Raw genomic sequence first — 13,309 nt, 5'->3', positions numbered from 1 at the left:
CATAGCAAGGACGGATGTCCGTCATCAACCGCGCTGGATTGCCTATGAAAATTGTCATCGCACCGGATTCATATAAAGAGAGTTTATCCGCCCTGGAAGTGGCTTCGGCGATTGAAGCGGGTTTCCGCGAGATCTTTCCTGAAGCTGACTACGTGAAAATACCGGTTGCCGACGGTGGCGAAGGCACGGTTGAAGCGATGGTGGCGGCAACGCAGGGAAACATTGTCCGGCTGACGGTTACAGGACCGCTCGGCAAACCCGTGGATGCGTTCTACGGCTTATCAGGCGACGCGCGCACCGCGTTTATCGAAATGGCGGCGGCCAGCGGGCTGGAACTCGTGCCGGCCGCGCAGCGCGATCCGCTGATTACCACCTCGTTTGGCACCGGTGAGCTGATTAAAGATGCGCTCGATCGCGGTGTCGACCACGTCATTATCGGCATTGGCGGATCTGCCACCAACGATGGCGGATCCGGCATGGTGCAGGCGCTTGGTGCGCATTTACTGGATGAGCATGGCGAGCAAATTGCCTTCGGTGGCGGCGCGTTGCCACAGCTGGTGCGGATTGATATTGAGCAGCTTGATCCACGCATTAAGCAGTGTCGCTTCGAAGTGGCCTGCGATGTCACCAATCCATTGACCGGTGATAAAGGAGCGTCGGCGATTTTCGGCCCGCAAAAGGGCGCGACGCCAGCGTTGGTCCAGCAGCTGGATCAGGCCCTGGAACACTACGCGCAGATTATTCATCGCGATTTGGATATTGATGTGCTGCATATCGACGGCGGCGGCGCGGCAGGTGGCATGGGCGCGGCGTTGCACGCATTTTGTCAGGCCGAGTTGCGCAGCGGCATTGAGATCGTCACCGAAGCGTTGGGCCTGGCCGAGCAGGTGAAAGATGCCGATCTGGTGATTACAGGCGAAGGGCGCATCGACAGCCAAAGCGTCAATGGCAAGGTGCCGGTCGGCGTTGCGAAAGTCGCGAAGCTGTATCACAAGCCGGTGATTGGCATCGCCGGGAGTTTGACGGCCGATGTTGGCGTGGTGCATCAGCATGGGTTAGATGCGGTGTTCAGCGTGCTGTTTAGCATCTGCTCCCTGGAAGAAGCGCTGGCGAATGCGGCGCAGAATGTGCGCTTGACGGCGCGCAATGTGGCGGCGACGATAAAGGCGGGGCAGGGGTTGTGATGGTTTTTCCTGTTGCCCTCACCCTAACCCTCTCCCACAAGTGGGAGAGGGAACCGTTCGGACAGGCGATGTATTTTGCACTCAAATTCAACTTCGTATAGGACGGCCCCGTCGGCCGCTAGTGGGTGAGTGAACCGTTCGTAGAGGTGAAGTATTTTGCACTCATCTCCAACTCCGCATAGGACAGCCCCCTCGCCCGCTTGCGGGAGAGGGCTGGGGTGAGGGGAAACGTGGCACAACATTAACCCAACGCTAACAGCTTCCTCGCCTCACGCGCCACGTTCGCCATCTCATCGCTTAACTCCAGCAGCTCCGGCTCAAGCGCCTCGATATCGCTCTCCTGATGCAGACTCTTCTCCAGCTGCTGACACAGCTGTTTCAAACGCGGTACGCCGCTGTAGCTGGCGCTGCCGTGCAGCTTGTGAATAATCTCGCGCAGGCCAACCACATCGTTCCTCGCCATCGCGCTTTCAACGCGCTCTTCCACTTCCGGCAGGAAATCGAGCAGCATTTGCAGCAGGTCGCGGGCTAAATCGGGTTTATTCGCGGCCTGACGCAGTGCCAGCGCCCAATCCAGCGACGGCGCAACATCCGGCCGCAGCGGCTGTGGCGCCGCGCGAGGTGGCGCATAACGCTGCAGTAACTGGCTGAGTTTATCTTCATCAATCGGCTTGGCCAGATAGTCATTCATGCCAGCATTAATCAGCTGCTCACGCTCGCCATCCAGCGCGTGCGCGGTAACGGCAACAATCGGCGTGGTGGCATGCAGCGGCAGGCTGCGGATGATTTCGCTGGCGCGAATGCCGTCAATATCCGGCATTTGAATATCCATCAAAATCACGTCCAGTTTGTGCAGGCGTGCCTGGCGAATGGCCTGCTCGGCGTTATCACACAGAATAATGTGCTGTACCTGCTCCTCCAGCAGGGCGCCAATCAGTTTCAGATTGGCGGGATTGTCATCCACCGCCATTACCGTGAGCGGCTGCCGCGTTCCTCGCGGCTGCGCATCACGCTGCCAGTCATCTAAATCCAGTAACATTGGCAGCAGGCGCGTGAGTGATACCGGTTTCGCAATGCAGCCCGCAATGCCGCGAGCCCGCAGATCGTCGGCAAACAGCATCATTTCGCTGGGCAGCGCCAGCAGCACGGAATCAGCGCGCGCGTGCAGCTGTTTTATTAAGGCATCGGGCAGCGTGGCAGGATGGGTCTCTGAAACCGGCAATCCCATCAACAGCAGCGGGAAGTGCGTATCGGGCATCTCTTCCAGAGTGGTGAAATGCTGCACCTGTAACGGCGTGATGCTCAGCATCTCCTGCACCGCTTTGGCGACTGCAGGATGTGGCTCAATATAGGCGAGCGGCGTGGCGCGTAAATCGCCCAACATGCGCGGAATGGTGGGGGCGTTCGGATTGAGATCGAGATGAATGTGTACCCAGAACGTCGAACCCTGATTTTGACGGCTGTGGAACGCAATCTCACCGCCCATTTCACTCACCAGTTTTTGCGTGATAACCAGGCCTAAACCGGTACCGCCGTGGCGGCGTGTAATGCTGGCATCGGCCTGGCGGAATGCCTGGAACAGCTGCGACTGCTGCTGTTCAGAAATGCCGATACCGGTGTCATGTACCTGTATTTCCAGCTCGACACGTGTCGTGTTAATGCTGCGCAGTTCAACGCGCAGATCAATATGACCGTGCTCGGTAAATTTGATGGCGTTGCCAATCAGGTTGATCATGATTTGCTGTAGACGCAGCGGGTCACCAATCACATTGTCTGGCACCTGTTTTTCCAGGCACACGGTGATTTCCAACCCTTTGTCATGCGCGGAGGGTGCCAATAATACCAGCGTTTCATCCAGCGTGGCGCGTAGCGGGAAGGGAATGGATTCCAGTACCAGCTTGCCGGCTTCCAGCTTCGAGAAATCGAGCACGTCGTTGATGATACTGAGCAAATTATTGGCCGAGCGCTCAATGGTGCTCATGTAATCGTGCTGGTTGGTACTCAGCCCGGTTTTTAGCATCTGACGGGTAAAACCGATGACGCCGTTGAGCGGCGTGCGTAACTCGTGCGACATATTGGCAAGGAACTCGGACTTAATGCGCGCCGCTTCCTGGGCGCGCTTCTTCGCCAGATCCAGCTCAACGTTTTGAATCTCCAGCTGTTCCAGCGTTTCACGCAGATCGTAAGTTGCCTGATCGATATTCTGCTGCATCTCTTCGTGATAAGCCGTAAGCGACATCGCCATGGCATTAATGCCGTTCTTCAGGATGCTCAGTTCACCCAGCATGTAGCCATCGACGCGGCTATCGAGCTGGCCGCGGCGAATGCGGTCAACGGTGGTCACCATATTACGAATCGGCCCGGTGACATCGCGCATCAGGCGATAGGCAAACAGCATGGCGATGCACAAGCAAAACAGCAGCAGCAGCGTGGCAACAAATACCTCTTTGTACTGCTCCAGCCGCACCGATTGCAGATCCAACTCGATGGCCACATAACCTAACGGATTGCCCGCAGGTTTAGCGTCTTCGCCCGGGAGTTCATCTACCGAGTAGCGTTCAGAAATAATCGGCGTGCGCAGGATCATCAAATTGCCCTGGCGCTCAACGGAGACGCTATCTTCCAGCGTGGAGATGTCCTCTTTTTGCAGCAGTGCCAGATTCTGATTGTTATTCGAGGTGACGTAGACGTGATTATTGTTGTCGAAAATGGTGATGGCACGGACAATATTAGAGTGGCGACGATGTAGCAGGCTCACTAACTCGCGAATAGCATCGCGATTATGCCACGTCATGCCGTATTCACTGGAGACCGCCAACGGTTCGATAATATTCGCCCCGGCGTCCTGCACCTGGTGTTGTAATTCGTTATAGCGGTGAACCACGAAGAAGGTACTGAGCAGCAGGCCAATCATCAGCGTTGGCGCCAGTATCAAAATCATCATTCGCGCCCGCAGGCTATATTTGGTCATAATTGTGGCCTGGCGACTCCTGGCATTTTTATCCCTGTGCAACGGCCGTGATTGGCTGCACACCCAATAAAATAGAGATTTCACAATACTATGGCGCAATTTTACTCGGCAAAACAGCGTGTGGCGACAAAGCAACGCTTATCCGTCACCATCGAAGACCTTGATCCCTTTGGACAAGGTGTTGCGCGCCATAAAGGCAAGGCGATGTTTGTTAGCGGTGCGCTGCCGGGTGAACAGGCGGACGTTACGGTGCAGGAAGATAAGCGTCAGTATGCGCGCGCCAAAGCTACCAAGATTATCAATCCTAGCCCACAGCGTGAAAAACCGCGCTGCGTTCATTTCGGCGTGTGCGGCGGTTGCCAGCAACAGCATGCCTCAGTGGCGTTACAACAGGAGAGCAAAGCGCGCGCATTAAGCCGTATGTTGAGCCGTGATGCGCCACTGCCGGTTATCGTTGATGAGATTATCAGCGGCGATGCCTGGGGCTATCGCCGTCGTGCCCGTTTAGGGTTGCAGTGGCAGCCAAAACAGCAGCGTCTGCAAATGGGTTTTCGTCAGGCGGCCAGCAATGACCTGGTTGAACTGAAGCAATGCCCGGTTTTGGTGCCCGAACTTGAAGCGTTGTTAGCGCCGTTGTACCGCTGTCTGAGTGAACTAAGCGCGGCTCGACGTTTGGGCCACGTTGAATTGGTGCTGGCAGACAATGGTCCGCTGATGGTACTTCGTCATCTTGATGCGTTATCGCTAGGCGATCGTGCAAAGCTGGAACGCTTTTCGCATGAGCAGCAGGTAATGCTCTATTTGGCTGATGGCAGTGACACTTTGCAGGCCCTGAGCGATCGCGAACCGTTTTATCGTTCTTATGATTTACCTCTCACTTTTAGCCCGCAAAATTTTATTCAGGTGAACGATAGGGTGAACCAGCAGATGGTGGCAAAAGCCATTGAGTGGCTGGATTTACAGCCGGAAGATCGCGTGCTGGATCTGTTCTGTGGCATGGGAAATTTCACTTTGCCTGTGGGAAAATTCGTACAAAATGCAGTAGGTGTGGAGGGTGTTGCAGCATTAGTGCAACAGGCAGCGTATAATGCATCCCAGAATAATCTTGGGAATGTTCGCTTTTTCCAGCATAACCTGGAAGAGGACGTGACGCGTCAGCCTTGGGCGACGCAGGGATTTAACAAGGTGTTACTGGATCCAGCACGTGCTGGGGCTGCGGGCGTAATGGCGCATGTGGTTAAACTTGCGCCGGAACGTGTGGTCTATGTTTCCTGTAACCCAACAACACTTGCACGCGACAGTCAAACATTGCTGTCAGCGGGCTACCAATTGGAAAGGGTTGCGATGCTGGATATGTTCCCACATACCAGTCATCTCGAGTCCATGGTGCTATTTAGCAAAACATAAGCGATGTCCACATCGCTGTGGCAGGAGAGGATATGGTTGCGGTTAGAAGTGCGCATTTAAATACGGCGGGTGAGTTTGCCCTTGACCAGTGGATCGCCAGTTTAAGTATCAACAATCCGCAATCTTGCCAGCGACTGGCGGATGCGTGGCGCTACTGTGAAGCCGAAACGCACAACCATCCTGATCAGGCTCTGCTGCTGTGGCGTGGCATTGAGATGGTGGAAATCCTCACCATGCTCAGCATGGACATTGATAGCCTGCGCGCTGCGCTGCTGTTTCCGTTAGCCAATGCCGATGTGGTGAGCGAAGAGGATCTGGAGCAAGCGTTCGGCAAAGGCATTGTCATGCTGGTGCACGGCGTACGCGATATGGATGCCATTCGCCAGCTGAAAGCGATTCATAACGATTCGATGGCCTCTGAGCAGGTGGATAATGTCCGCCGTATGCTGCTGGCGATGGTGGAAGATTTCCGCTGCGTGGTCATCAAGCTCGCCGAACGCATTGCGCATCTGCGTGAAATGAAAGATGCGCCTGAAGATGAGCGCGTGCTTGCGGCGAAAGAGAGCACCAATATCTACGCGCCGCTGGCCAATCGCCTGGGTATCGGTCAGCTCAAATGGGAGCTGGAAGACTACTGCTTCCGCTATCTGCACCCCGATGAATATAAGCGCATCGCTAAATTGCTGCATGAGCGCCGTATCGACCGCGAAGGGTATATTGAGAGCTTCGTTGAGAACCTGCGCGCAGAAATGCAGAAAGAGGGCGTGCGAGCAGAAGTGTACGGCCGCCCGAAACACATCTACAGCATCTGGCGCAAGATGCAGAAGAAGTCATTAGCGTTTGATGAACTGTTTGACGTACGCGCGGTGCGTATTGTCGCTGAGCGTCTGCAGGATTGCTACGGCGCGCTGGGAACGGTGCACACGCTGTACCGCCATTTGCCGAGTGAGTTTGACGATTACGTCGCTAATCCGAAACCCAACGGCTATCAATCCATTCATACCGTGGTGCTGGGCCCGCAGGGCAAAACGGTTGAAATCCAGATTCGTACGCGTCAAATGCACGAAGATGCGGAACTGGGCGTAGCGGCGCACTGGAAGTACAAAGAAGGACCGACCACCAGCAACGCGCGCGGCGCGGCGGGACACGAAGAGCGCATTGCCTGGCTGCGTAAGCTGATTACCTGGCAGGAAGAGATGGCCGATTCTGGCGAGATGCTGGAAGAGGTGCGCAGCCAGGTGTTTGACGATCGCGTGTACGTGTTTACGCCGAAAGGCGACGTGGTCGATCTGCCAGCGGGCTCAACGCCGCTCGATTTCGCCTACCATATTCATAGCGATATCGGCCACCGCTGCATTGGCGCTAAGATCAGCGGACGCATCGTACCGTTCACCTATCAGCTGCAGATGGGCGATCAGATTGAAGTCATCACCCAAAAGCAGCCAAATCCAAGCCGCGACTGGCTGAATCCGAACCTCGGCTATATCACTACCAGCCGCGGCCGTTCGAAAATTCACGCCTGGTTCCGTAAGCAGGATCGTGACAAAAATATTATTGCCGGCCGTCAGATCCTCGAAAGCGAGCTGAATCAGATGGATATCAGCATGCGCGAGGCCGAGAAACTGCTGCTGCCGCGCTATAACGTCAGCTCGCAGGATGAATTGCTGGCGATGATTGGCGGCGGTGATATTCGCCTCAATCAGATGGTGAACTTCCTGCAGGGCAAGCTCAACAAGCCGAGTGCGGAAGAGGAAGATCGCGAAGCGCTGCGCCAGCTGACGCAGAAGTCGCATGCATCGTCTTCACGCAAAGAGAGCGGACGCGTGGTGGTGGAAGGCGTGGGCAATCTACTGCACCACATCGCACGCTGCTGCCAGCCGATTCCCGGTGATGATATCGTGGGCTTTATCACGCAAGGTCGCGGCATCTCGATTCACCGCGCGGATTGCGACCAGTTAACCGAACTCATTTCCCACGCGCCGGAACGTATCGTTGATGCCGTGTGGGGCGAAGATTACTCCAGCGGTTACTCGCTGGTGGTGCGCGTCACCGCCAACGATCGCAGCGGTCTGCTGCGTGACATCACCACGATTCTGGCTAACGAAAAGGTCAATGTACTGGGCGTTTCCAGCCGCAGCGATACCAAAAAGCAGCTTGCCACCATCGATATGGATATTGAGATCTATAACCAGCAGGTGCTCGGCCGCGTGCTGGCGCGTCTTAATCAGGTGCCGGATATTATTGACGCGCGCCGTTTGCATTGATTTCCAGGTCGCCATGAATGGCGACCCTACAAATTACGCCGTAGGGTCGCCATTTATGGCGACCTTTTTACATAGCAGCCCCAAAGGATCCCTTCATGACCCCGTTAAACCGCCTGCTCACCATCATGCAAACCCTGCGCGATCCGCAACGTGGCTGCCCGTGGGATCGTCAGCAAACTTTCTCCTCGATCGCGCCTTACACGCTGGAAGAAACCTACGAAGTCATCGATGCCATTCAGCGCGAGGATTTTGATGATTTACGCGGTGAACTCGGCGATCTGCTGTTTCAGGTGGTGTTCTACGCTCAAATGGCCGATGAGCAGCAGCGCTTTAATTTCGACGACATCTGCAATGCCATCAGTGACAAACTTGAGCGGCGTCATCCGCACATTTTTGGCGACGTTCAGGCCGAAACCAGCGAAGACGTGCTGAAAAACTGGGAAGCGATCAAACACAGTGAACGCGCGGAAAAATCGCAGCATTCAGTTTTAGATGACATTCCCAAAGCGTTGCCTGCCTTAATGCGCGCGCACAAAATTCAGAAGCGTTGCAGCACGGTCGGTTTCGACTGGAACAATCTCGGCCCGGTGCTGGATAAAGTGCATGAAGAGATTGATGAAGTGATGCATGAAGCGCAGCAAGCGGTGGTCGATAAAGACAAGCTGGAAGAGGAAATCGGCGATTTACTCTTCGCCACCGTCAATTTGTCGCGCCATTTAGGCAGCAAAGCGGAAGTTGCTTTGCAGAAAGCTAACGATAAGTTTGAGCGCCGCTTCCGCCAGGTTGAGTCAATTATCGCATCGCAAGGGTTAGCGATGAGCGATGCAACTTTGGCTCAGATGGAAGAGGCCTGGCAGCAGGTTAAAGTTAGCGAGAACAAAGGTTAAGCGTAATCTGGTGATTATTCCAGCACTGCGCATAATTTCACCGCTTGAGCTTACTCGATTCAGCTTTGCGGTGACTTTGTGACGTACATCAACATTTCACCCCCCGCTATCCGCTATGTTACCGGCCTACATGCGTAGGAGGATGGTGTGATTCATCAATTGTGGCTTAAGACGACTTCGGGTATACTATTTTCCCGTCTTGGTTATTCCACCGTCTTTAAACCTAAACTCTCAGGTTCAGCATGACAACGAATTATATTTTTGTGACCGGCGGGGTCGTTTCCTCTCTGGGGAAAGGCATTGCCGCAGCCTCCCTCGCAGCCATCCTTGAAGCACGTGGTCTGAATGTGACCATCATGAAACTCGATCCGTACATCAACGTCGATCCGGGTACCATGAGCCCTACGCAGCACGGTGAAGTGTTTGTTACCGATGATGGGGCCGAAACCGATCTGGATTTAGGTCACTACGAGCGCTTCATCCGTACCAAAATGTCGCGCCGCAATAACTTTACTACCGGTCGTATCTACTCAGAAGTGCTGCGCAAAGAGCGTCGCGGCGACTATCTGGGCGCCACGATTCAGGTCATCCCGCACATCACTAATGCCATCAAAGAACGCATTATTGAAGGTGGCGAAGGTCATGACGTCGTTCTGGTTGAGATCGGCGGTACCGTGGGTGATATCGAATCTCTGCCGTTCCTCGAAGCGATTCGCCAGATGGCGGTCGATGTCGGTCGTGAACACACCATGTATATGCACCTGACGCTGGTGCCCTATATGGCGGCCGCAGGCGAAGTGAAAACCAAGCCAACCCAGCATTCAGTGAAAGAGCTGTTGTCGATCGGGATTCAGCCAGATGTGCTGATCTGCCGTTCGGACCGTGCGGTGCCTGCCAACGAACGCGCTAAAATCGCGCTGTTCTGTAACGTGCCGGAAAAAGCGGTTATTTCCCTGAAAGATGTGGATTCCATCTACAAAATTCCAGGCATGCTGAAGTCGCAAGGTCTGGATGATTACATCTGCAAGCGTTTCAATCTGAACGCGCCGGAAGCGAACCTGGCCGAATGGGAACAGGTTATCTACGAAGAAGCTAATCCGGGTGGCGAAGTGACCATCGGTATGGTCGGCAAATATGTCGAACTGCCGGATGCGTACAAATCGGTGATTGAAGCGTTGAAACACGGCGGCCTGAAAAATCGCGTGACCGTGAATATCAAGCTGATCGACTCGCAGGATGTGGAAACGCGCGGTGTCGAATTACTGAAAGATCTTGATGCTATTCTGATCCCTGGCGGCTTCGGCTACCGCGGTGTGGAAGGCAAAATGATGACGGCGCAATACGCCCGTGAGAACAATGTGCCTTATCTCGGTATTTGCCTGGGTATGCAGGTTGCGCTGATGGAATTTGCCCGCAACGTTGCCGGTATGGAAGGCGCGAACTCTACTGAATTTGTGCCAGACTGTAAGTATCCGGTGGTGGCGCTTATCACCGAATGGCGTGACGAAGAGGGCAACGTGGAGCAGCGTACTGAGCAGAGCGATCTGGGCGGCACCATGCGTCTAGGCAGCCAGCAGTGCCAGTTGACGCCGGAAAGCAAGGTGCGTCAGTTGTACGGTTCTGAAATCATTACCGAACGCCACCGTCATCGTTACGAAGTAAACAATATGCTGTTGAAGCCGATTGAAGCGGCGGGTCTGCATATTGCCGGTCGTTCCGGCGACGATCAGCTGGTTGAGATCATTGAGATCCCGAATCACCCGTGGTTTGTTGCCTGTCAGTTCCACCCGGAATTCACATCGACCCCGCGTGATGGTCATCCGCTGTTCGCTGGCTTTGTAAAAGCCGCGCAGGAGCACCAGAAGCGTTTAGCGAAGTAAGTTTCACGAGCAGCGCGCGAACTTTTCGCGCGTTGTTTGTCTTAGGATTGACTAACTTGTACTGAGGAAAATCGAATGTCCAAAATCGTAAAAGTCATCGGTCGCGAAATCATCGACTCCCGTGGCAACCCAACTGTTGAAGCAGAAGTGCATCTGGAAGGCGGTTTCGTTGGTCTGGCTGCTGCGCCATCAGGTGCATCTACCGGTTCTCGTGAAGCACTGGAGCTGCGTGACGGTGACAAATCTCGTTTCCTGGGCAAAGGCGTAACCAAAGCTGTTGCTGCGGTTAATGGTCCGATTGCTGAAGCGGTAAAAGGCAAAGACGCGAAAGACCAGGCGAACATCGATAAGATCATGATCGAGCTGGACGGTACTGAGAACAAATCTAACTTCGGTGCAAACGCCATTCTGGCGGTTTCACTGGCTGCTGCTAAAGCTGCTGCTGCCTCTAAAGGCCTGCCGCTGTATGCACACATCGCTGACCTGAACGGCACTCCGGGCAAATTCTCTATGCCATTGCCAATGATGAACATCATCAACGGTGGTGAGCATGCGGATAACAACGTCGACATTCAGGAGTTCATGATTCAGCCGGTTGGCGCGAAAACCCTGAAAGAAGCCGTGCGTATGGGTTCTGAAGTGTTCCATCACCTGGCGAAAGTGCTGAAGTCTAAAGGCATGAACACCGCAGTCGGTGACGAAGGTGGCTATGCACCAAACCTGGGTTCTAACGCCGAAGCACTGGCTGTTATCGCTGAAGCGGTAAAAGCAGCGGGCTATGAGCTGGGCAAAGACATCACTCTGGCGATGGACTGCGCAGCATCTGAATTCTACAAAGACGGCAAATATGTGCTGGCTGGCGAAGGCAACAAAGCCTTCACTTCAGAAGAGTTCACGCACTTCCTGGAAGACCTGACCAAACAGTACCCAATCGTTTCTATCGAAGATGGTCTGGACGAATCTGACTGGGCTGGTTTCGCATACCAGACCAAAGTGCTGGGCGACAAAATCCAGCTGGTTGGTGACGATCTGTTCGTAACCAACACCAAGATCCTGAAAGAAGGTATCGATAAAGGTATCGCTAACTCCATCCTGATCAAATTCAACCAGATCGGTTCACTGACCGAAACCCTGGCTGCAATCAAGATGGCGAAAGATGCTGGCTACACCGCGGTGATTTCACACCGTTCAGGTGAAACCGAAGACGCCACCATCGCTGACCTGGCGGTAGGTACTGCGGCTGGCCAGATCAAAACCGGTTCTATGAGCCGTTCTGACCGCGTTGCTAAGTACAACCAGCTGATTCGTATCGAAGAAGCGCTGGGCGAAAAAGCACCGTTTAACGGTCTGAAAGAAGTTAAAGGCCAGGCATAATCGCCTGAGTATGCTGCCTGCGGGCAGCATCGTCCGAATGAAGCCCCGCCTTGTGCGGGGCTTTTGCTTTTATTTGGCACGAAGCAGCTGTTACTCGGCGCGCAAGATCTGCCATAATCTGCGCCTCAAATTTTAGATGTGAGTGAAAAATGTTCTACCCGATTAACGAAATGTTCCAGACGCTGCAGGGCGAAGGTTTTTACACCGGTGTTCCGGCGCTGTTCATCCGCTTACAAGGATGTCCGGTGGGCTGTAGCTGGTGTGATACCAAACATACCTGGGAAAAGCGGGCGGATCGGGAGACCTCGCTGGGTGATATTTTGGTGAAGACCGTGGAGAGCGATGCGTGGGGCAGCGCCGATGCCGCGATGCTTCTCGACACTATCCAGCGTCAAGGCTGGACCGCACGTCATGTCGTGATTACCGGCGGTGAACCGGCGATTTTCGACCTGCGTCCATTGACGGAAGCGTTAGAAGTGGCGGGATTTGCGTGCCAGATCGAAACCAGCGGCACGCATGAAGTGCAGTGTTCAGAGGCGACCTGGGTGACGGTTTCACCAAAGGTGAATATGCGCGGTGGTTACGATTTGCTGCCGCAGGCGCTACAACGTGCGGATGAAATTAAACATCCGGTAGCGCGTGAGCGTGACGTCGAAGCGCTGGATGCGTTGCTGGCAGGATTGCACGACGATAAAAAGCGCATTGTGGCGCTACAGCCGATCAGTCGCGGTGATGCTGCCACCAAACTGTGTATTGAAACCTGTATCGCCCGTAACTGGCGGCTTTCAATGCAGACGCACAAATATCTGAATATTGCCTGAGTCGGCACGGTACGCATGAATGCGCACCCTACGAAAAACCCAGCTCTGTAAACGTAGGGTCGCCATTCATGGCGACCTCACTCAACGGTTACTGCTTCACTGACCTCAACCGCGATACACGCAACCTGCGGTACAGGTCTCTTTAATCATCACCGCACTCAACTCGGGCAGAAGCGGCTTCATTTGATCCCAAATCCACTTGGCCAGCACTTCGCTGGTAGGATTCTCCAGTCCCGGAATGTCATTCAGATAGTGATGATCGAGACGTTCATATAGAGGCTTAAATGCCGCCTTGAGTTCGGCAAAATCCATTACCCAACCGGTATGCGCATCCACTTCGCCGGTAATTTCTAATCGCACCAGGAACGAATGGCCGTGCAAGCGTCCACACTTGTGGCCTTCCGGCACATGTGGCAGACGATGTGCAGATTCAAACTGGAACTCTTTAAATAAGGTGGTAGACATAATGGCTCTCAGACTTAAAAACCGCTGAAGTCTACCTGAAATGCAGATTTTTCGCA

9 protein-coding genes are annotated in these 13,309 nt (G+C 54.3%); 7 read left to right on the top strand and 2 right to left on the bottom strand.

From position 1 onward, the window contains the following. Positions 1-44: 44 nt before the first annotated feature. Positions 45-1,184: a glycerate kinase gene (locus AC07WB_RS15175; RefSeq protein WP_097096233.1), complete on the top strand. Its 1,140-nt coding sequence runs from the start codon at positions 45-47 to the stop codon at positions 1,182-1,184. Positions 1,185-1,425: 241 nt separating this feature from the next. Here the strand turns inward: AC07WB_RS15175 and barA are convergent, their stop codons facing one another. Further along, positions 1,426-4,155 carry a two-component sensor histidine kinase BarA gene (gene barA / locus AC07WB_RS15170; RefSeq protein WP_097096234.1) on the bottom strand — a complete coding sequence of 910 codons (2,730 nt, stop codon included), beginning with the start codon at positions 4,153-4,155 and terminating at the stop codon, positions 1,426-1,428. Positions 4,156-4,245: 90 nt separating this feature from the next. On the opposite strand from barA, the gene rlmD reads away from it, so the two are divergent. The 6 genes from rlmD (at position 4,246) to queE (ending at position 12,788) form a co-directional block, all read left to right on the top strand. Then, on the top strand, positions 4,246-5,562 hold the full coding sequence (gene rlmD / locus AC07WB_RS15165; RefSeq protein WP_097096236.1) for a 23S rRNA (uracil(1939)-C(5))-methyltransferase RlmD: 1,317 nt from the start codon (positions 4,246-4,248) through the stop codon (positions 5,560-5,562). Between the two features lie 32 nt (positions 5,563-5,594). Continuing rightward, a complete protein-coding gene (gene relA / locus AC07WB_RS15160; RefSeq protein WP_097096237.1) occupies positions 5,595-7,826 on the top strand; it encodes a GTP diphosphokinase in 2,232 nt (743 codons plus the stop codon). Positions 7,827-7,921: 95 nt separating this feature from the next. Beyond that, on the top strand, positions 7,922-8,713 hold the full coding sequence (gene mazG / locus AC07WB_RS15155) for a nucleoside triphosphate pyrophosphohydrolase (RefSeq protein ID WP_097096239.1): 792 nt from the start codon (positions 7,922-7,924) through the stop codon (positions 8,711-8,713). 242 nt (positions 8,714-8,955) lie between these two features. Beyond that, complete coding sequence (gene pyrG, locus AC07WB_RS15150) at positions 8,956-10,593, top strand: glutamine hydrolyzing CTP synthase (protein ID WP_007891723.1); 1,638 nt, start codon at positions 8,956-8,958, stop codon at positions 10,591-10,593. A 75-nt stretch (positions 10,594-10,668) separates the two neighbouring features. After that, positions 10,669-11,967, top strand: a complete 1,299-nt coding sequence (gene eno, locus AC07WB_RS15145) for a phosphopyruvate hydratase (RefSeq protein ID WP_097096241.1) — start codon at positions 10,669-10,671, stop codon at positions 11,965-11,967. A 149-nt stretch (positions 11,968-12,116) separates the two neighbouring features. After that, entirely contained in the window at positions 12,117-12,788 is a 672-nt protein-coding gene (gene queE, locus AC07WB_RS15140) for a 7-carboxy-7-deazaguanine synthase QueE (RefSeq protein WP_494940756.1), read from the top strand. Positions 12,789-12,893: 105 nt separating this feature from the next. Here queE and queD read toward each other — a convergent pair whose 3' ends face one another. Then, positions 12,894-13,253 (bottom strand): 6-carboxytetrahydropterin synthase QueD, encoded by a 360-nt coding sequence (gene queD / locus AC07WB_RS15135; protein WP_097096245.1) that lies wholly within the window; start codon positions 13,251-13,253, stop codon positions 12,894-12,896. Positions 13,254-13,309 lie beyond the last annotated feature (56 nt).

Source organism: Pantoea sp. GW821-FHT03E06, assembly GCF_059420725.1.
Note: the sequence above shows the minus strand (reverse complement) of the source record. Positions and strands in the feature narration are given on the sequence as shown.